Source organism: Streptomyces antimicrobicus (assembly GCF_020532625.1).
In the GTDB taxonomy this organism is placed as follows: domain Bacteria; phylum Actinomycetota; class Actinomycetes; order Streptomycetales; family Streptomycetaceae; genus Streptomyces; species Streptomyces antimicrobicus.
In genome coordinates this window covers 1-19531 of sequence record NZ_JAJAUY010000110.1, presented here as the reverse complement: position 1 = coordinate 19531, position 19531 = coordinate 1, and the positions used below count along the sequence as shown (strand labels likewise).

At 72.9% G+C, this 19531-nt stretch carries 20 protein-coding genes and 1 pseudogene; 15 read left to right on the top strand and 6 right to left on the bottom strand.

Annotation, left to right across the window (positions count from 1 at the left end; translation table 11 throughout):
- Window positions 1–479, top strand: a 479-nt coding sequence (locus LG632_RS22735) for a hypothetical protein (RefSeq protein WP_226729277.1), incomplete at its 5' end; no start/stop codon positions are given.
- Here the strand turns inward: LG632_RS22735 and LG632_RS22730 are convergent.
- The gene (locus LG632_RS22730) at window positions 436–1122 is read right to left on the bottom strand and encodes a L,D-transpeptidase family protein (RefSeq protein WP_226729281.1); all 687 of its coding nucleotides are present in this window, start codon (window positions 1120–1122) and stop codon (window positions 436–438) included. The genes LG632_RS22735 and LG632_RS22730 overlap by 44 nt on opposite strands.
- 18 nt (window positions 1123–1140) lie before the next feature.
- Complete coding sequence (locus LG632_RS22725; protein WP_226729276.1) at window positions 1141–1722, bottom strand: pyridoxamine 5'-phosphate oxidase family protein; 582 nt, start codon at window positions 1720–1722, stop codon at window positions 1141–1143.
- 485 nt (window positions 1723–2207) lie between these two features.
- Between LG632_RS22725 and LG632_RS22720 the strand changes: the two genes are divergently transcribed.
- Window positions 2208–3401 (top strand): argininosuccinate synthase, encoded by a 1194-nt coding sequence (locus LG632_RS22720; protein WP_226729275.1) that lies wholly within the window; start codon window positions 2208–2210, stop codon window positions 3399–3401.
- A gap of 106 nt (window positions 3402–3507) precedes the next feature.
- Entirely contained in the window at window positions 3508–4935 is a 1428-nt protein-coding gene (gene argH / locus LG632_RS22715; RefSeq protein ID WP_226729274.1) for an argininosuccinate lyase, read from the top strand.
- Window positions 4936–5035: 100 nt separating this feature from the next.
- Here argH and LG632_RS22710 read toward each other — a convergent pair whose 3' ends face one another.
- Window positions 5036–5572 (bottom strand): HAD domain-containing protein, encoded by a 537-nt coding sequence (locus LG632_RS22710; RefSeq protein WP_226729273.1) that lies wholly within the window; start codon window positions 5570–5572, stop codon window positions 5036–5038.
- A gap of 84 nt (window positions 5573–5656) precedes the next feature.
- Here LG632_RS22710 and LG632_RS22705 point away from each other — a divergent pair, with 84 nt between their 5' ends.
- The 3 genes from LG632_RS22705 (at window position 5657) to LG632_RS22695 (ending at window position 9296) form a co-directional block, all read left to right on the top strand.
- On the top strand, window positions 5657–6208 hold the full coding sequence (locus tag LG632_RS22705; protein WP_226729272.1) for a TetR/AcrR family transcriptional regulator: 552 nt from the start codon (window positions 5657–5659) through the stop codon (window positions 6206–6208).
- Entirely contained in the window at window positions 6205–7749 is a 1545-nt protein-coding gene (locus tag LG632_RS22700) for an MFS transporter (RefSeq protein WP_226729271.1), read from the top strand. The genes LG632_RS22705 and LG632_RS22700 overlap by 4 nt, the downstream gene beginning before the upstream one ends.
- Window positions 7750–7817: 68 nt before the next feature.
- Window positions 7818–9296, top strand: a complete 1479-nt coding sequence (locus tag LG632_RS22695) for a membrane-associated oxidoreductase (RefSeq protein WP_226729270.1) — start codon at window positions 7818–7820, stop codon at window positions 9294–9296.
- Between the two features lie 62 nt (window positions 9297–9358).
- On the opposite strand, the gene LG632_RS22690 is transcribed toward LG632_RS22695, so the two are convergent.
- On the bottom strand, window positions 9359–10048 hold the full coding sequence (locus LG632_RS22690) for a lysophospholipid acyltransferase family protein (RefSeq protein ID WP_226729269.1): 690 nt from the start codon (window positions 10046–10048) through the stop codon (window positions 9359–9361).
- Window positions 10049–10289: 241 nt separating this feature from the next.
- Here LG632_RS22690 and LG632_RS22685 point away from each other — a divergent pair, with 241 nt between their 5' ends.
- The 3 genes from LG632_RS22685 to LG632_RS22675 all read left to right on the top strand — a co-directional run bounded on the left by LG632_RS22685 (window position 10290) and on the right by LG632_RS22675 (window position 12644).
- The gene (locus LG632_RS22685) at window positions 10290–11510 is read left to right on the top strand and encodes a glycerophosphodiester phosphodiesterase (RefSeq protein WP_226729268.1); all 1221 of its coding nucleotides are present in this window, start codon (window positions 10290–10292) and stop codon (window positions 11508–11510) included.
- An 86-nt stretch (window positions 11511–11596) separates the two neighbouring features.
- Window positions 11597–12097 carry an RNA polymerase sigma factor gene (locus LG632_RS22680; protein WP_226729267.1) on the top strand — a complete coding sequence of 167 codons (501 nt, stop codon included), beginning with the start codon at window positions 11597–11599 and terminating at the stop codon, window positions 12095–12097.
- A gap of 37 nt (window positions 12098–12134) precedes the next feature.
- Entirely contained in the window at window positions 12135–12644 is a 510-nt protein-coding gene (locus LG632_RS22675) for a GNAT family N-acetyltransferase (protein WP_226729280.1), read from the top strand.
- A 112-nt stretch (window positions 12645–12756) separates the two neighbouring features.
- On the opposite strand, the gene LG632_RS22670 is transcribed toward LG632_RS22675, so the two are convergent.
- Together LG632_RS22670 and LG632_RS22665 are read right to left on the bottom strand one after the other, a co-directional pair.
- A complete protein-coding gene (locus tag LG632_RS22670; protein WP_226729279.1) occupies window positions 12757–13131 on the bottom strand; it encodes a hypothetical protein in 375 nt (124 codons plus the stop codon).
- 85 nt (window positions 13132–13216) lie between these two features.
- Window positions 13217–13585 carry a hypothetical protein gene (locus LG632_RS22665; RefSeq protein ID WP_226729266.1) on the bottom strand — a complete coding sequence of 123 codons (369 nt, stop codon included), beginning with the start codon at window positions 13583–13585 and terminating at the stop codon, window positions 13217–13219.
- Between the two features lie 431 nt (window positions 13586–14016).
- Between LG632_RS22665 and LG632_RS22660 the strand changes: the two genes are divergently transcribed.
- From LG632_RS22660 to LG632_RS22635, 6 genes and pseudogenes are all read left to right on the top strand, one after another.
- Entirely contained in the window at window positions 14017–15069 is a 1053-nt protein-coding gene (locus LG632_RS22660) for a methionine ABC transporter ATP-binding protein (protein WP_226729265.1), read from the top strand.
- Entirely contained in the window at window positions 15066–15752 is a 687-nt protein-coding gene (locus LG632_RS22655; RefSeq protein ID WP_226729264.1) for a methionine ABC transporter permease, read from the top strand. Before LG632_RS22660 ends, LG632_RS22655 begins: the two co-directional genes overlap by 4 nt.
- Window positions 15753–15831: 79 nt before the next feature.
- Window positions 15832–16692, top strand: coding sequence for a MetQ/NlpA family ABC transporter substrate-binding protein (locus LG632_RS22650; protein ID WP_226729278.1), 861 nt, complete (start codon window positions 15832–15834; stop codon window positions 16690–16692).
- 192 nt (window positions 16693–16884) lie between these two features.
- Window positions 16885–17535 (top strand): GNAT family N-acetyltransferase, encoded by a 651-nt coding sequence (locus LG632_RS22645; RefSeq protein ID WP_226729263.1) that lies wholly within the window; start codon window positions 16885–16887, stop codon window positions 17533–17535.
- A gap of 91 nt (window positions 17536–17626) precedes the next feature.
- A complete protein-coding gene (gene cbiE, locus LG632_RS22640; RefSeq protein ID WP_226729262.1) occupies window positions 17627–18835 on the top strand; it encodes a precorrin-6y C5,15-methyltransferase (decarboxylating) subunit CbiE in 1209 nt (402 codons plus the stop codon).
- 206 nt (window positions 18836–19041) lie between these two features.
- Window positions 19042–19531 (top strand): annotated as a pseudogene (locus LG632_RS22635) (hypothetical protein); the annotation flags it as partial.

Genomic DNA, 19531 nt, shown 5'->3' with positions numbered 1-19531 from the left:
ACCCGGTGCCGCGCGCCGTGCTCGACGCCGTCGGCCGCCGCGCGCCGGTCACCCTGGCCGAGCTGCGCTCGGACCGGAAGCTGACCGGATCCCTGCGGGAGTTCCAGCGGGCCCACGACCGTGCCGTGCCCGGCATGGCCGACCGCCGCACCGACCGGCTGGCGCTGCCCGCCCACCTCCTCGCCCTGCTGCTGTCGGTGTTCCTCGCCGGACAGGCCGCGGAGGCGGCGCAGCTGCACCCGCACGGCCTGCTCCAGGGGTTCGCGGCGGTGTGCCTCTTCGTGGCCGGGTGGCTGCTGCTCGCGACCCTGCTGGTGGGCGCGTCCGTACGGCTGTGGCCCGGGCGCCGGGACCGGTTCGCGCAGGGCTGCCGGGAGCTGGAACACCCCGCCCCTGCCGCGCTCGACCCCGCCGGGCGGGCGGCGCTCGGCCGGCTCAGTACCGTTCGACCGCCAGCGGTCCGGTCTCGGTGCCGATGACGATGTGCGGACGGCGCCGGGGGTCGGCCCAGCGCAGGATCGCCCGCATCGCCCGGGCCGGCACCGACACGCAACCGGCCGTCGCCCCCTTGCCGTTGACGTGCAGGAAGATCCCGGCGCCGCGGCCGCGCACCGGCCGGTCGTAGTTGAAACCGATGACCATCGCGTGGGCGTACTGCGTCCCGTACGTCACCAGGTGCTCGGCCTCGCCCGGCGCGCAGTCGGCCGGCAGCGGTTCGGTCCAGCGGTTGTACGCGGCCGAGGCGTTGTCCTGGCACCACCAGGAGTCGGGCGTCACCCGGCGGTAGCCGACCTCGGTGCCGGCCGGGGCACGGCGGATGCCGAAGGCGTACGGGAGCGCGTACAGGCCGGTGGGCGTGGTGCCCGTGCCCTGGCTGCGGGTGGCGCCCTCGGTGAGCCCGCCCGAGCCGAACCGGGCCTCGGCGCGGCCCTCCTCGTACCAGCGGCCCGCCCGCCGGTCCCACCAGACGACGGTGCCGGTGGTGGACCCGGCGGCGGGGGCGACCGCCGTGATCAGCTGGCTGCCGCCGCCGGTGTCGGCGAGCCGGGCCGGCAGCGCCGGGTCCGGGCCGGGGTGGGACGCGGGCACCAGCGCGGTGGACAGGAGGGCACCGAGCAGCAGGGCGGTTCGCAGCACATGTCAGACGGTACGGGGCGGAAGGGGCAGCGGCAGCGCAGGCAGGCCGTCGATGCTCGTCCCGATGTGGTCCTTCTTCTCGCAGTACGCGGCGAACTCCTCGTCGCTCTTGCGCCCGAAGTACTCCGCGTGCAGGGTGCGCTCGCCCTGGTACTCCATCAGCGGGACGGCGTAGCCGCACACGTCCGCGATGCGCTTGGCGCGCACGACGATCACGGCCCGGGCGGCGGGCCCGTCCGCCTCGCCGAACCGGGCGATCAGCTCGGGCCAGCGCGGGTCGTCCCGGAAGACGGCCTCGCCCTCGCCGTGGATCCGCACGATGTTCGGCGGACCGGAGAACGCGCACCACACGAGGGTGATCCGGCCGTTCTCGCGGACGTGGGCGATGGTCTCGGCGCCGCTGCCGCCGAAGTCGAGGTAGGCCACGGTGTGTTCGTCGAGCACCACGAGGGTGCCGGAGCGGCCCTTGGGGGAGAGGTTGATGTGCCCGTCACCGGCCAGCGGGGCGGTCGCGGTGAAGAACACGGGCTGCGCCTCGATGAACCGGCGCAACCGGCCGTCTATACGGTCGTGGAGTTTTCCCATGATCGGAATTATCGGCCCGCCCCGGGCGGTCGCGTGGGACATTCCACCGCATTGACCACCAACGGGACCACCGCGCCGCGTGGGACCGGCCCCGCCGGTCCGGGGGAGGCCGAGGGGGCGGCTGGGGCCCGGTCCCGACCGGGCGAGGCCGCGGGGACGGGGCGGGCTCAGCGGGGGAGTGGGTCCGCTGCGCCCAGCCGTCGGCGTCGCCGAGGAAGGCGCTCAGCCGCCGGGCCCACCCCCGTACGTCGGCCCTGGCCGCCGTCCGCAGCCCCGGCCGGGGTCGGCCAGGGCCGCCGGCGCGGCGTCGGTCCAGGTCCGCCGGATTGCGTCGTCCGGACCGATCCGTGCCTCCGGTCCGCTGCCACCGCCCCCTCGGGCACAGATCGCCGCAGGTCACAGCATCACCCGATCCCGTGATTGACGAAACATACGGAGTCATGCATAGTTATGCCTGACAGTGAATGCACCGTAAGGAGAAACCCGTGACCGAGCGCGTCGTACTCGCCTACTCGGGCGGCCTGGACACCTCCGTCGCCATCGGCTGGATCGCCGAGGAGACGGGCGCCGAGGTCATCGCCGTTGCCGTGGACGTCGGCCAGGGCGGCGAGGACCTGGACGTCATCCGCAAGCGCGCGCTCGCCTGCGGTGCCGTCGAGGCCGAGGTCGCGGACGCCAAGGACGAGTTCGCCGAGGAGTACTGCCTCCCGGCGATCAAGGCCAACGCCCTCTACATGGACCGCTACCCGCTGGTCTCGGCGCTCTCCCGGCCGACCATCGTCAAGCACCTGGTCGCCGCCGCCCAGAAGCACAACGCCGGCATCGTCGCCCACGGCTGCACCGGCAAGGGCAACGACCAGGTCCGCTTCGAGGCCGGCATCGCCGCCCTCGGCCCCGACCTGAAGTGCATCGCCCCGGTCCGGGACTACGCGATGACCCGGGACAAGGCCATCGCCTTCGCCGAGAAGGCCAACCTCCCCATCGCCACCACCAAGAAGTCCCCGTACTCCATCGACCAGAACGTCTTCGGACGGGCCGTCGAGACGGGCTTCCTGGAGGACATCTGGAACGCCCCGATCGAGGACATCTACGAGTACACCTCGAACCCGGCCACCCCGCGCGAGCCCGACGAGGTCGTCATCTCCTTCAAGGAGGGCGTGCCGGTCGCCGTCGACGGCAAGCCGGTCACCGTCCTGCAGGCCATCCAGCAGCTCAACGAGCGCGCCGGCGCCCAGGGCATCGGCCGGATCGACATGGTCGAGGACCGCCTCGTCGGCATCAAGAGCCGCGAGGTCTACGAGGCCCCGGGCGCGATCGCGCTGATCACCGCCCACCAGGAGCTGGAGAACGTCACCGTCGAGCGCGAGCTCGCCCGCTACAAGCGGCAGGTCGAGCAGCGCTGGGGCGAGCTCGTCTACGACGGCCTGTGGTTCTCGCCGCTCAAGCGCGCCCTGGACGGCTTCATCGACGAGGCCAACCAGCACGTCACCGGTGACATCCGGATGACCCTGCACGGGGGCCGCGCCGTCGTCACCGGCCGGAAGTCGGACTCCTCCCTGTACGACTTCAACCTCGCCACCTACGACACCGGCGACACCTTCGACCAGTCCAAGGCCCAGGGCTTCATCGAGATCTTCGGCCTCTCGTCGAAGATCGCGGCCAAGCGCGACCTCGGCTGACCGGCCGACCCTCCCTCCGCCGTCCGGCGCCGTAAGGGACCGCCTCCCCGATTCCCCTCCGGGCGGGGAGGCGGGCGCACATCCACCCTCCTGAGGAGCAGCAGCAGTGAGCAGCAACAACGGTGACGTCCGGCTGTGGGGCGGCCGGTTCGCCGACGGACCCGCCGAGGCCCTGGCGAAGCTGTCCGCGTCCGTCCACTTCGACTGGCGGCTCGCGCCGTACGACATCGCCGGCTCCCGCGCCCACGCCCGCGTGCTGCACAAGGCGGGCCTGCTGACCGCCGACGAGCTGGAGCGCATGCTCGCCGGGCTGGACCAGCTGGAGGCCGACGTGGCGGCGGGCACGTTCGTGGGCACCGTCGCCGACGAGGACGTGCACACCGCCCTGGAGCGCGGCCTGCTGGAGCGGCTCGGGCCCGACCTCGGCGGCAAGCTGCGGGCCGGCCGGTCGCGCAACGACCAGGTGGCCACGCTGTTCCGGATGTACCTGCGCGACCACGCCCGGATCATCGGCGGCCTGATCGCCGACCTCCAGGACGCCCTGGTCGGCCTCGCCGAGGCGCACCCGGACGTGGCCATGCCGGGCCGGACCCACCTCCAGCACGCCCAGCCGGTGCTGTTCGCCCACCACGTGCTGGCGCACGTACAGGCGCTGTCCCGGGACGCGGAGCGGCTGCGGCAGTGGGACACCCGGACCGCCGTCTCCCCGTACGGCTCCGGCGCGCTCGCCGGCTCCTCGCTCGGCCTGGACCCGGAGGCGGTGGCCGCCGACCTCGGCTTCGAGCGGGGCTCGGCGGGCAACTCCATCGACGGGACGGCCTCGCGCGACTTCGTCGCGGAGTTCGCGTTCGTCACCGCGATGATCGGGATCAACCTGTCCCGGATCGCCGAGGAGGTCATCATCTGGAACACGAAGGAGTTCTCCTTCGTGACGCTCCACGACGCCTTCTCCACCGGCTCCTCGATCATGCCGCAGAAGAAGAACCCGGACATCGCCGAGCTGGCGCGCGGCAAGTCCGGCCGGCTCATCGGCAACCTGACCGGCCTGCTGGCCACCTTGAAGGCGCTCCCGCTCGCCTACAACCGGGACCTGCAGGAGGACAAGGAGCCGGTCTTCGACTCCTGCGACACCCTGGAGGTGCTGCTGCCCGCCTTCACCGGGATGATGGCGACCCTCACGGTCAACCGCGAGCGGATGGAGGAGCTGGCCCCGGCCGGCTTCTCGCTCGCCACGGACATCGCCGAGTGGCTGGTCAAGCAGGGTGTGCCGTTCCGGGTCGCGCACGAGGTCGCGGGCGAGTGCGTCAAGGAGTGCGAGGCGCACGGGATCGAGCTGGACGAGCTGACCGACGAGCAGTTCGCCAAGATCTCCGAGCACCTCACGCCCGAGGTGCGGACCGTGCTGAACGTGCCCGGGGCGCTGGCCTCGCGCAGCGGGCGCGGTGGCACCGCGCCCAGCGCGGTCGCGGTCCAGCTCACCGAGCTCAAGGCGGACCTGGTGATCCAGCACGCCTGGGCGGCGCACAAGCACTAGGGGCCGGGCCTTCCCCCGCCGCCTCCTCGGCACCGCTCCCCAGGGGCGGCCCGGCTCCCCGCCGGGCCGCCCCTGGCGCGTTCCCCGGCCGCTGGGCGGCTCAGGCCGCCCACCGCGCGAGCGCGTCGAAGTCCTCCCGGAGCAGCCCGATCCGCTCGTCGATCCGCATCAGCAGGGCCGCGTGCGGGTGGCGCTGGTCGACGTACTCGCGGTCCAGGTCCGTGATGTCGTCGTCGATCCAGGCGAACGCGCGCCCGGCGGCGTACTCCAGGACGTACTGGGTCTTCCAGAAGGTGCCGCGCGGCGCCCGCCCGTGCATCACCGGCCAGTCGACGTACGGCAGCCGGGGCAGGCCCAACCGGGGGCCGATCCAGTCGTTGGCCTCGTCCTTCCAGGTGGTCGCCCAGACCAGCTCGTAGCGGTCCGCCAGGGCGAGCAGCTCGGCGCCGTGCCCGGGGTGGAGCCAGACCCGCAGCGGGCGGCCGTCGGTGAAGCCGGTCGGGCGCATCCGGTGGGTGGTGTACCCGGCGGGGCGGCGCTCCGGCCGGGCGCCGTAGGGGTTGAGCGGTCCGTCGACGTCGATCAGCAGCAGCGGCTTCGAGCGGTCCAGGGGCTTCGGGGGCTTCGGCGGCTTCATGGAGCAAGGGTTCCTTCCCGGCTTGAGTGAGGCACGCGAATATTGAATGAGACATCGACGTCTCATTTGAGGTACAGTGGTCTCATGGCAATGGATCGTGACCAGGTGCTCCGCGCAGCCGCCGCCCTCCTCTCCCGCAAGTCGACCGCCACCATGGACGAGGTCGCCAAGGCCGCCGGGATCGGCCGGGCGACCCTGCACCGGCACTTCGCCGGGCGGGACGCCCTGGTCAAGGCCCTGGAAGAGCTCGGCATCCGCGAGTTCGAGGGGGCCTTCGACCGGGCCCGGCTCGCCGAGGGCACCGCCGAGGAGGCGCTGCGCCGGCTCGTGGCCGAGACCGAACCCAACGCCCAGCTGCTGGCCTTCCTCGTCACCGAGAACCAGCTGTTCGAGGGCGACGAGGTCCACGAGGGCTGGACCCGGCTCGACGCCCGCGTCTCCGCCCTGTTCAAACGGGGCCAGGAGGAGGGCGACTTCCGGATCGACCTGAGCCTCGCCTGGCTCACCGAGGCGCTCTACGGCCTCATCGGCACCTGCGCCTGGGCCGTCATGGACGGCCGGGTCGCCGCCAAGGACTTCCAGTACATGGTCATCGAGCTGCTGCTCGGTGGCGCCCGACGGAGTGTGGAGAAATGACCGGAACCAAGCAGTACGCGCCGCAGGACGGGACGGGGGTCAAGAGCCCCGGCCGCTGGCTGGCGCTGTCCGTGCTGGTGCTCGCCGTCCTGCTGGTCGCCGTCGACGCCACCGTACTCGGCCTCGCCACGCCGTCCCTCAGCGAGGACCTGGAGCCGTCCGGCAGCCAGCTGCTGTGGATCGGCGACATCTACTCGTTCGTCATCGCCGGTCTGCTCGTCTCCATGGGCTCCCTCGGTGACCGAATAGGCCGCAAGAAGCTGCTGCTGACCGGCGCCACCGCGTTCGGCGCCCTCTCCGTGGTCTGCGCCTACGCCACCAGCCCCGAGATGATGATCGTCGCCCGGGCGCTGCTGGGTGTGGCCGGTGCCACCCTGATGCCGTCCACGCTCGCGCTGATCCGCAACATCTTCCACGACCCCAAGGAGCGCAGCCTCGCCATCGGTATCTGGGGCGCCACCGCCTCCGCCGGCGCGGCCGTCGGACCGGTCGTCGGCGGGTTCCTGCTGGAGCACTACTACTGGGGCTCGGTCTTCCTGATCAACCTGCCCGTGATGGCCGTCCTGGTCGTCGTCGGCAGCAAGCTGCTGCCCGAGTCCAAGAACCCGGTCTCCGGTCCCTGGGACCTGCCCAGCGTCGGGCTCTCGCTCGTCGGCGTCATCGCCGTCGTCTACGCCGTCAAGGAACTCGCCACGCACGGGCCGTCCTGGGAGATCGCCGCGGCCGCCGTGCTCGGCGCCGCCTGCCTCCACGCGTTCGTCCGCCGCCAGTTCCGGCTCTCCGCACCGCTGCTCGACATGCGCCTGTTCCAGCACCGCGGCTTCTCCGGAGCCGTGCTGGCCGACCTGCTGACCGTGTTCGGCCTGTCCGGGCTGGTGTTCTTCCTCTCGCAGTTCCTCCAGCTCGTCCAGGGACGCTCGCCGTTCGAGGCGGGCCTGGCCGAACTGCCCGCCGCCGTCGGCGCGGTGGTCACCGGCCTGGTCGCGGGTCGCTGGGCGCGCCGGTTCTCGGTGCGCTCGGTGGTGGCCGGCGGACTGGCGGCGATCGGGCTCGCGCTCGCCGCGATCACCCTGGTGCACCGCGAGACCGGCTACCCGCTGCTCGGCGCGGCCCTGCTGGTCGTCGGCCTCGGGGCGGGCTTCTCGTTCACCGTGACCGCCGACGTGATCCTCTCCAGCGTGCCCAAGGAGCGGGCGGGCTCCGCCTCCGCCGTCTCCGAGACGGCCTACGAGCTCGGCGCCGCGCTCGGCATCGCCCTGCTCGGCTCGGTGGTCACCGGCGCCTACCAGGCGTTCACCGCCCCCGCCGGGGTCCCGGCGGCAGTCGCCGACGCCGCGCACGAATCCCTGGGCGGAGCCGTGGACGCCGCCCGCGTCCTGGACCCGGCCACCGCGCAGACCATGGTCACGGCGGCGCAGGACGCCTTCGTGGACGGCTTGCGGCTCGCCGCCGGGGTCGGTGCGGCCGTGCTGCTGGCCGCCGCCGCGGCCGCCTGGTTCCTGCTGCGCGGGCAGCGGCTCCAGGACGGCGTCGAGCACTGACGCGACGCCAGCCGGGGGTGCCCTGACAGGAGTTGACACCGGATCATGGTCACGGCACCCTTCCGGCGATGGAGATCACCGACCTGACCCCCGCGGAAGCCCGCGTCTGGGACGCCTTCCCGCGCGGCGAGGGCGTCGACTTCCGCGAGAGCCCCGACGAGCCCTCCGGCGACGGCGCCGCCTGGGGCCCGGAACGGACCGTGCGCGCCGACGTCCTGCGCGCCCTGCTGCTGAGCGTCCCGCCCCAGGAGGACCGGGTCGCCGGGCTCAAGCTCTACGGCGCGAAGATCGTCGGCAAGCTCGACCTCAAGTACGCGGTCGTGGACCACCCGATACGGTTGCGCGCCTGCTGGTTCGAGCGCAAGCCCATGATGTACGGCGCCCAGATGCGCGCCGTCGTCCTCAGCGACTCCACCCTCCCCGGCCTGACCGCGGCCACCCTCCGGGTGGACGTCGTCCTGCGGCTGTCCGGCTGCACCGTCGACGGTCCCGTCCGGCTGGCGGGCGCGCGGATCACCGGCGGCCTGTTCCTCCAGAACGCGGTGGTGCGCCGCGGCAGCCTCCCCGACGAGGCCGACGAGGCGCCGCTCCAGCTCAACCACGCCGAGATAGCGACGGACGTCATCGCCGACGGCCTCACCGTCCACGGCGAGTTCCGCCTCAACGGCGCCGGCGTCGGCGGCCAGGTCATGCTCGACCGGGCCCGGCTGCTCAACCCCGGAGGCATCGCCCTGCACGCCGAGACCCTGTCGGTCGGCACGGACCTGCGCGGCCACCGGCTCCAGGCGCAGGGCATGGTCAACCTCACCGGCGCCCGCATCCCCGGCCAGCTGATCCTGAGCCGGTCCCGGCTGTCGAACCCCGACGGGGTGGCGCTGCGCGCCAGCAGCTGCGTCATAGGGGAGTTCTGGCTGCGCAAGGCCGTCGCCCCGATCGACGGCATCGTCAACCTGCGCCGCAGCCAGGTCGACCTGCTGTGGGCCGAGCCGGAGGTCTGGCCGCCGGTGGTCCGCACGGACGGGCTCACCTACCGGGTGCTGCACCCGCACCTGCCCGCCGAGGAGCGGCTGCCGCTGCTGGAGCGCGAGGAGGACGGCTATCTGCCGTACGGCTACGAGCAGTTGGCCGCCTGCTACCGCACGGTCGGCGACGAGACCGCCGCCCGCACCGTCCAGCTCGCCAAACTGCGCCGGCACCGCAGCACCCAGCCCCGGCACAGCCGCGCCTGGGGCGCGCTCCAGGACGGCACCGTCGGCTACGGCTTCCGCCCGCTGCGCGCGGCGGCCTGGCTGCTGGCCCTGCTCCTGACGGGCACCGTGGCGTACGCCCTGGACCCGCCCCGCCCCCTGAAGCCGGGCGAGGCGCCGGACTTCAACCCGCTCTTCTACACGATCGACCTGCTGCTGCCGATCATCGACTTCGGCCAGGAAGCGGCCTTCGCCCCCTCGGGCTGGCACCAGTGGCTGTCGTACGTACTGATCGTCACCGGCTGGATCCTCGCCACCACCACGGCAGCGGGCATCAGCCGCTCCCTGCGCCGCCAATAGCCCCCTCGCCGGGGCCGCCGACGACCCGGCCCGGCCGGGTGCGGCAGGCACGGGCGCGGGGGTCAGGCGGCCTTGGCCTTGGTGGCGTACATGTCGACGTACTCCTGGCCCGACAGGCGCATGACCTCGGCCATCACCGAGTCGGTGACCGCCCGCAGGACGTACCGGTCGCGGTCCATGCCCTCGTAGCGGGAGAACTCCATCGGCTCGCCGAAGCGGACGGTGACCCGGCCCGGGCGGGGCATGCCCTTGCCGCCCGGCTGGAGCTTGTCCGTGCCGATCACCGCGAACGGGACGACCGGGGCGCCGGTCATCAGGGTCAGCCGGGCGATGCCGGTGCGCCCGCGGTACAGGCGGCCGTCGGGGGAGCGGGTGCCCTCCGGGTAGATCCCGAAGATCTTGCCCTCCTCCAGCACCCGGCGGCCCGTCATCAGCGCGGCGACGCCGCCGTTCGCGCCGTCCCGGTCCACCGGGATCATGCCGGTGCCGGTGAAGAACCACGCCATCGCCCGGCCCTTGAGCCCCTTGCCGGTGACGTACTCGTCCTTGCCGATGAAGTGCACCGTGCGGTCCACGGCCAGCGGCATGATCATCGAGTCGATGAAGGTGAGGTGGTTGCCCGCGAGGATCACCGGACCCGTGCCGGGGATGTTCTCCACGCCCTCCACCCGGGTACGGAAGAACGCACGGATGACCGGTCCGACAGTGGCTTTGATGAGACGGGTACGGAACAACGGGGGCCCCTCCGGCATCGGCAAGCGGTGGTGCACCGCCCTCGGGCAGTGCAGGTGAGGACGATACTCGCGGGTCACCCCTGATCGCACATCGGGTTCACGTGATGGATACGCCGTGTTGACACGTGTTTCCGCCATGTTCCGGCGCAGCTCGCCCCGCCGACACCACCGCCCGCCTACCATCGCTGCGCCGATCGGCGCCGCACGCCCCGGCGGATCCCGGGATCCCGGCGCCGCATGACGAAGGGGAGAGGCAGCCATGACACAGGGCGGGGCAGGACGACGCGTGGTACTGGGGGCGGCGGTGCTCGCCGCCGGCGGCGGCGCCCTGGGCCTGGGGGCGGCACCGGCCGCCGCCACGGCGGGCACGACGGCCGCGGCGACCGGCCCGGAGGGCGAAGGCGCACCCCGGCCGGGCCGGGCCGGCGGCGGCCACGGCGGCTACCGCGACCTGCCCCGCCCGACCGTCATCGGCCACCGCGGCGCCAGCGGCTACCGCCCCGAGCACACCCTCGGCTCCTACCAGCTCGCCCTCGACCTCGGCGCCGACGTCGTCGAGCAGGACCTCGTCCCCACCCGGGACGGCCACCTCGTCTGCCGCCACGAGAACGAGATCGGCGGTACCACGGACGTCGCCGACCATCGCGAGTTCGCCTCCCGGCGCACCACCAAGACCGTCGACGGCGTCGCCGTGACCGGCTGGTTCACCGAGGACTTCACCCTCGCCGAGCTCAAGACGCTGCGGGCGAAGGAACGTATCCCCGCCGTCCGTCCGCGCAACACCCTCTACGACGGCCGCTGGGACGTGCCCACCTTCGAGGAGGTGCTGCGCTGGGCCGACCGCGAGGGCCGCCGCCGCGGCCGGAAGGTCTGGCTGCACGTCGAGACCAAGCACCCCAGCTACTTCCGCGGCCTGGGCCTGGGCCTGGAGGAGCCGCTCGCGAAGCTGCTGCGCCGCTACGGCCGCGACCGCCACGACTCCGCGTGCTTCCTGCAGTCCTTCGAACCCTCCAGCGTCCAGCGCCTGTCCCGCCTGGTCGGCACCCCGCGCGTGGTGCTGCTGGCCGACGCGCACACCCGGCCCTGGGACTTCGAACTGGCCAAGGACCCGCGCACCGTCGCGGACCTGGTCACCCCCGAGGGACTCCGCTGGATCGCCGGCTTCGCCCAGGGCATCGGCCCCACCTTGAACCTGGTGATCCCGCGCACCGCCGACGGCCGGCTCGGCACCCCGACCACCCTCGTGCGCGACGCCCACGCCCAGGGCCTGGTCCTGCACCCCTGGACCGCGCGCAACGAGAACAGCTTCCTGCCGGCGGAGTACCGCAAGGGCACCGACCCGGCCGCCTACGGGGAGGTCTTCGGCGCCTACCGGAAGTACTTCGAGCAGGGCATCGACGGCATCTTCAGCGACCAGGCCGACACCGCCCTGCTGGCCGCCGAGGACTTCCGGCCGGGCCGTCGTCCCGTCAACCCCTAGACGCCGTCCGGCGGGGCGGCCCCCCGTACGGGTGGGCCGCGGCCGGGAGGGCAACCACCCGCCGCGGCCTTCGCGTCCCGCCCGGCATGGACCTGCTCAAGGAACTCGGCCCGCTGCTGGCCGCGGAGGCCGCCGCCGAGGCCCCCGGCGCGGGCGTCGAGCCCGCCGACCTCGAACAAGCCGTCTGGGTCAGGCTGCTGGAACGCGGACCGGCGCCCCTGCCGCGCGAGCGCGCCCGCTGGCTGCGCCGGGCCGTGCGCGCCGAGGCCCGCCCCGCCCGCCGCCGCGCGCGCCGCGAGGTCCCCTACGGCGGCCAGGTGGCCGCGGCCGGGGCTCCCGAGGAGGAACTGATCGGGCGTGAGCGCGGGCGTACCCTCCGATCGGCGGTCGCCCGATTGCCCGGACGGTGTCCGGAGCTGATGGGAGCACTTCTTTCGCCCCAGGACCTGACCTACCGTGAAATCGCAGGAGAGTTGGGTATCTCACAAGGAAGTTTGGGGCCGATACGTTCCCGTTGCCTGGGATGTCTGCGCAGAATGCTCGCTGCAGAGGTTGCAGCTCCTGGCCTGTGGGGAAAGGAGCGGTAGAGCAGCGGGCTACCAGATGAGCGGGAGGCATGCGCACATGGGCATGAGCGTGACCATTTCGTCGGCGGTCGCCGAGGACGCGGAGCAGATCTTCAAGCTGCAGTACCTCGCCTTCCAGAGCGAGGCCGCCCTCTACGGCAACTACCGCATCCAGCCGCTCACGCAGTCCCTCGACTCCCTCCGGGAGGAGCTGGCGCGCGACATCGTGCTGGTGGCCCGGCTCGGCGACGAGGTGGTCGGAGCGGTCCGCGGCAGCGTCGACGAGGACGGTGCCGGCGCCATCGCCAAGCTGTGCGTCCACCCCCGCCTCCAGGGGCACGGCCTGGGCGCCCGACTGCTGCGCGCGGTCGAGGAGGCCCTCGCCGAGCGCGCCCAGGCCGCCCGGTTCCGGCTGCACACCGGCCGCAAGAGCGAGTCCAACCTGCGGATGTACCGCAAGGCGGGGTACGTCGCCGTCGGCGGGCGTACCGCGTCCGACGGCGTGGAGCTGGTGATCCTGGAGAAGGAGGCCGCGAAGGAAGCCGCCGACTACGCGGTCAGCGCCTGACCGCCGGCGTCTGCCTCGGCGCGGGCGACCGCGTCGGCGTCCGTATCGGCGTGGCCGTCCGTGTCGGCATGGGCGTCCGTGTCGGCGTGGCCGTCCGCGTCGGCGCGCGGCGTCAGCGCTTGCGGCGCAGCCAGAGCATCCCGGTGACCGGCAGGATCACCGGGATGAACAGGTAGCCCATGCCGAAGTCCGACCACACGGTGGCGTCCGGGAAGGCCTCCGGCCGCACCAGCGTCCAGGTGCCGACGGACAGCACCCCGGCCAGCTCGGCGGCGCAGCACACCAGCGCCGCGCGCCGGGCGGTCTCGCCGCCGCGGACCAGCGAGTACGTGATGAAGGCGTAGACGACGGCCGCCGCGGCGGACAGCGCGTACGCCAGCGGCGCCCGGTCGAACTCGGTGCAGATCTGGTAGACCGACCGCGACAGCGCGCCCACGACCATCACGCCGTACAGCCACACCAGCAGCAGCCCCGGCCCGGAGACCAGCCGGGTACGCCCCCCGGCTGCCGGGCTCCCGGCAGCCTCACCGGCACCGGCGGGGCCGGGCGCGGCGTTCGAGGTCGAGGTCGTCTCAGGCACCGCTGCCACCCCAGATGTCGAAGAGTCGTACTTCCAGCACGGCGAGGACCACGGCGCCCGCGGACACCGTCACCGAGCCCCACTTCGTGCGCTCGGTCAGCGACAGCAGCCCGGCCGCCGGGACCGCCGCGAAGGCGCCGACCAGATAGGCCACGAAGATCACCGCGCCCTGCTCGGGCCGCTCGCCCCGCGCGAGCGCGAACAGCCCGATCACCAGCTGCGCCAGCACCAGCACGGTCACCACGGCCATGCCGATGAAGTGCCAGTCCTTGGTCGGCTGGTCGCGGTACGCGGCGAAGCCGCACCAGGCGGCGAGGGCGAGAGCGGCCACGCCGATGGCGGTCGTCAGGGCGTCGAGCATGCAGCGAGGGTAGTACGGGCCGCCGCCCGGGCCGCGCCCGCCCCCGGTGGGCCCGGGGGCGGGCTGCCCCGTCCTGTCCGGTATACGAAGGGGTTCTGTCCGCTATTCGGACACCCGCGACCGCTGGGGCGATCTGTCTGGTTTACTGAGGCCATGACCACGACGAGCAGCCGCACCCTTGCGACCGAGGCGATGATGACGCCCGGTGCTCGTTGTATGTGTCGAATGTGCGCCTTCTGAGGGCCCCTTCCGCAACGCCTCGCGCCCCGAAGCGAGGCCGGCCGAGCCCCGTGTCCGTACACGGCGAAGCTCCCTGCCCCGCGCACGTGCTGCCGCCCGGTTCGTCCCGGAACCAGCCCTTTCGCGCGTCCCCAGACGATTGCCCCGTGCCCGGCACGTAGCGCCGCGCACTCGACAGCGACGGAAATCCTGTGATCACCACATCGGGCCTCACCAAGGTCTACCAGTCCCGTGGCCGCGAGGTCACCGCCCTGGACGGCGTCGATCTGCACGTCCGTGAGGGCGAAGTCTTCGGCGTCCTCGGCCAGAGCGGTGCCGGCAAGTCCTCCCTGATCCGCTGCGTCAACCTGCTGGAGCGCCCCACCACCGGCATCGTGACCGTCGACGGGGTCGACCTCACGGCGCTCGCGGGCCGCGGCCGCCGCGCCGGCAAGGAACTGCGCCGGGCCCGCAGCCGCATCGGCATGGTGTTCCAGCACTTCAACCTGCTGTCCTCGCGCACCGTCCAGGACAACGTCGAACTGCCGCTGGAGATCCTCGGCGTCTCCGGCCGCGAGCGCCGCACCCGCGCCCTGGAACTGCTGGACCTCGTCGGCCTCGCCGACAAGGCCAACGCCTACCCCGGCCAGCTCTCCGGCGGCCAGAAGCAGCGCGTCGGCATCGCCCGCGCCCTGGCCGGCAACCCCAAGGTGCTGCTGTCCGACGAGGCCACCAGCGCCCTGGACCCCGAGACCACCCGCTCGATCCTGCAACTGCTGCGCGACCTCAACCAGGAGCTGGGGCTGACCGTCCTGCTCATCACGCACGAGATGGACGTCGTCAAGACCGTCTGCGACTCCGCCGCCCTGATGAAGAAGGGCCGGGTCGTGGAGTCCGGGACCGTCTCCGAGCTGCTGGCGACGCCCGGCTCGGAGCTGGCCGCCGAGCTGTTCCCGGTCAGCGGCCTGGCCAGCGGGCCGGACCGCACCGTGCTCGACGTGACCTTCCGCGGCGAGGCGGCCACCCAGCCGGTGATCTCCCAGCTCTCGCGCACGTACAACATCGACATCTCGATCCTCGGCGCGGCCATGGACACCGTCGGCGGCCGGCAGATCGGCCGGATGCGCATCGAACTGCCGGGCCGCTACGAGGAGAACGTCGTGCCCGTCGGCTTCCTGCGCGAGCAGGGCCTGCAGGTGGACGTCGTGGACGACGCGGCGGAGGTCGTCGCCGAGGCCGAGCTGATCAAGGACGGTGCCCAGTGACCTGGTCCGAAATGGAGCCCCTGCTGACCCGGGGCACGTACGACACCCTCTACATGGTGCTGTGGTCCACCGTGGTCACCGTGGTCGGCGGCCTGCCCCTGGGCGTCCTGCTGGTCCTCACCGACAAGGGCGGGCTGCTGCAGAACCGTCCCTTCAACCGGGTCCTCGGCGTCGTGGTGAACATCGGCCGCTCGATGCCCTTCATCATCCTGCTGATCTGGCTGATCCCGGTCACCGAATGGGTCATCGGCCTGCTCACCGGCGTCCCCACCTACATCGGCCCCACCGCCATGATCGTGCCGCTGTCCATCGGCGCCATCCCGTTCTTCGCCCGCCTGGTCGAGACGGCCGTCCGCGAGGTCGACCACGGCCTCGTCGAAGCCGCCCAGGCGATGGGCGGCGGCATCCCCACCATCGTGTGGAAGGTGCTGCTGCCGCAGTCCCTGCCCTCCCTGATCTCCGGCCTCACCACCACCCTCATCGCGCTCATCGGCTACTCGGCACTCGCCGGAGCGGTCGGCGGCGAGGGGCTCGGCAGCCTGGCGATCACCCACGGGTACCAGCGCTTCGAGGGCGAGTTCATGCTCGCCACCGTGGTCGTGCTCGTCGTGATCGTCACCGCCGTCCAGCTGATCGGTGACGGCGCGGTGCGGCTGCTGGCGCGCCGCGGCCGGGCAGCCTGACCCCTGAACCCCACCCCCCAACGGCCCGCACTTGTCGTGCTCGGGCATGAACCGCACCACCAGGAAAGAGGCACTCTTCGTGCGCAAGAACACCAAGCTCACCGGCCTGGCCGTCGTCACCACCGCGATCGCCCTCGGCGTCTCGGCCTGCGGCAGCCCCTCCGACCCGGCCGCCAAGAAGGCCGGCGGCTCCGCGGACCCCGAGGCCGCCCTCGTCGTGGCGGCGTCCCCGACCCCGCACGCCGACGTCCTGAAGTTCGTCAAGGACAACCTCGCCGCCAAGGCCGGACTGAAGCTGGACGTCAAGGAGTTCACCGACTACGTCCTGCCCAACAAGGCCACCGAGGACGGCCAGGTCGACGCCAACTACTTCCAGCACAAGCCGTACCTGGACGACTTCAACGCCAAGAACGGCACCCACGTCGTGCCGGTCGTCAACGTGCACCTGGAGCCGCTCGGCCTCTACTCCAAGAAGGCCAAGGCCCTCACGGACATCACCTCCGGCCAGACCATCGCCGTCCCCAACGACAACACCAACGAGGGCCGCGCCCTCCACCTGCTCGCCGACCACGGCCTGATCACCCTCAAGGAGGGCGTCGGTTCCACCGCCAAGCTCTCCGACATCACCGACGCCAAGGGCCTGAAGTTCAAGGAGCTGGAGGCGGCCACCCTGCCCCGCGCCCTCGGCCAGGTCGACGCCGCGGTCATCAACGGCAACTACGCCATCGAGGCCGACCTCAAGCCCAAGGAGCAGGCCCTCGCCCTGGAGAAGGCGGACGGCAACCCGTACGCCAACTTCCTCGCGGTCAAGGACGGCCGGCAGAACGACCCGCGCGTCCAGAAGCTCGCCAAGCTCCTGAACTCCGACGAGGTCAAGAAGTTCATCGAGGACAAGTACCAGGGCTCGGTCGTCCCGGCCTTCGGTACCCCCGCCTCCTGACGCGCCCCACGCGTCACGGCACCGGGCCCCGCACCGCCCCGAACGGGCGTGCGGGGCCCGGCCATGCGCATCCCCGGGCCGATGCTGCATGCTGGGGCTCCACGGGTTTCGACGCCCCGTCACACAAGCGCCCGCACGAACGGTACGCACCAACGCCCGGCGTACCTCGGTCCTCAGGCATGGAGCTGCGCAATGACCACCACCTTCCCGGACGTCTCCATCAGCACGGACCGGCTGGTGCTGCGCCCCTTCGAGGAAGGGGACGTCGCCGCGCTCACCGAGATGATGAACGACGAGCTCGTCGTCGCCTGGACCGGAGTCCCGCACCCCTACACCTCCGCCGACGCCCACGCCTGGGCCACCCGCGACTCCCACGCCGAACGCACCGAGGGCCGCGGCATCGTCTTCGCCGTCACCGAGTTCCTCACCCAGCGCCTGGTCGGCGTCGTGCACCTGCAGAACACCAACTGGCGCACCCGCAGCGCCGAGGTCGGCTACGTCACCGCCCCCTGGGCCCGCGGCGAGGGCTACGCCAGCGAGTCCGTGCTCGCCGTCGCCCAGTGGCTCTTCCGCGACCAGCGCTTCGAACGCCTCGAACTGCGCACCGCCGCCGACAACACCGCCAGCCAGCAGGTCGCCCAGAAGATCGGCTGCATCAGCGAAGGCGTCCTGCGCAACGCGTGGATAGTGCGCGCCCAGGACGCCGACGGCCACTGGGGGGAGATCCGCACCGACCTGATCGTCTGGAGCCTGCTCCCCGAGGACCTCGACGAGGCGGACGACCTGGACGGCGGCCGGATGGCCGAAGCCACCGGCTACGCCGTCTCCGCCGACTGGCACTGACCCGATGACCAGGTAGTCTCACCCTGCGCGCACGCCGGTACGCGACCGCCCCGGCGCCTCCCCCCGCCCCCGGATCAGGAGACTGACGACGATGGCCGACCGGGTCACCGTGATCGGCTGGGACGGCTCGCCCCTCACCGAGGCCGCCCGGTCCGCACTCTCCGCCGCCACGCTCGTGGCCGGAGCCGGCCACCACCTCGCCCTCCCCGAGATCCCGCCCGCCGCCGAACGCGTCCGCCTCGGCAGCCTCGGGCTCGCCGCCCGCCGGATCGCCGCCCACCGCGGTAGCGCCGTCGTCCTCGCCGACGGCGACCCCGGCTTCTTCGGCGTCGTCCGCACCCTGCGGGCCCCCGAGCACGGCCTGGAGGTCGAGGTGGTGCCCGCCGTCTCGTCCGTCGCCGCCGCCTTCGCCCGGGCCGGCATGCCCTGGGACGACGCCCAGGTGGTCGTCGCCCAGCGGCGCACCCTGCGCCGCGCCGTCAACGTCTGCCGCGCCCACCCCAAGGTCGCCGTCCTCACCTCGCCCGGCGCCGGGCCCGCCGAACTCGCCCTGCTCCTCGACGGCGTCCACCGCACGTTCGTCATCTGCGAGGAACTGGGCACCGAACGCGAGCAGGTCACCGTCCTCACCTCCGACAAGGCCGCCGACCACACCTGGCGCGACCCCAACGTCGTCATCGTCATCGGCGGGGCCGGGACGGCCGCGACGAGCACGGCGGAGCCGGGCTGGCTGCTGGGCACCCCCGCCGCGCCGGCGCCCGTCCGCGGCTGGGCCCGCCCCGAGCCCGGCACCGGCGAGGGCGAGTCGGCCCTCCTGCGCGCCGCGCAGCTCGCCCGGCTGGGACCGCGCACCGGCGACCTCGTCTGGGACATCGGCACCGGCTCCGGAGCGCTCGCCGTGGACGCCGCCTCCTTCGGCGCCGCCGTCATCGCCGTCGACGCCGACCCGCGCGCCTGCGAACGCGCCACGGCAGCGGCCCGGCAACGCGGGGTCCAGCTCCAGGTGGTGGGCGGGCGGGCCCCGCACGTCCTGGAGTCCCTGCCCGAGCCCGACGTCGTACGGATCGGCGGGGGTGGCGCGCCGGTGGTCGCCGCCTGCGCCGACCGGCGCCCCGAGCGGATCGTCGCCCACGCCGCCACCCGCGACGACGCCGAGGCGATCGGCCGTGCGCTGACCGAACGCGGGTACGCCGTCGAGTGCGAGCTGCTGCAGTCCGTGGGCCTCGACCCGCGCAGCTGGGCCGAGCAGGGGCGCTCGGTGGTCTTCCTCCTCGCCGCCGAACGCCCCCTGAATCGCTGACCCCGCAACCGGGTAGGCTGGCCGATCGTCGTACTGACGTCGGACGTGCGACGTGGCGCAGTCCACAGCGGAGCGTGACGGTAATGGCCGCCGCGGACGCGAACGGGCGCGACAATGCTTAGTGGTTGCCACCGGGCAGCCACTGCGCGTCGGCCGTAGCGGGCACCGGCGACCGAAGAAGCACAACCGATGGGCGAGGGGTACGCATGACTGACACCGGCCAGGTTCCGGGCGAGGGCCACCCGGACGACACGGGCATGGTGGATCAGCAGGGCCTCCCCACGGCGGTCCCGGTGCCGCCCGCCCAGGCCCCCGCGCCCGGCGCGCCGGCCGGTTACGCGTTCCAGGACCTCATGGACAATCCGGCCGAGGACGAAGAGCTGCTGCTGATGCCCAGCGGTCAGACGGGTTCCTGGAGCGACCCCCAGGTCGTCCCGCCGGTCCCCGACTTCCCGGCCCCCGCCGATGCCGGGTACGCCGACGCGCCCGGCGGTTTCCCGCAGCCCGGCTTCGCGCAGGGCGGTCACCCCGAGGCCGGCTACCCGGACGGCGGTTGGGCCGACGGCGCCCACGAGGCCGGCGGCCGCGACTCCGGCGCGCTCGACCTCGGCGGCCTGCTGCCGCCGCCGAACGCGCAGCAGCCCGCCCCGCCCGATTCGCCCCCGAAAGCCCCGTTCGCCGATGGCGCGTTGTATG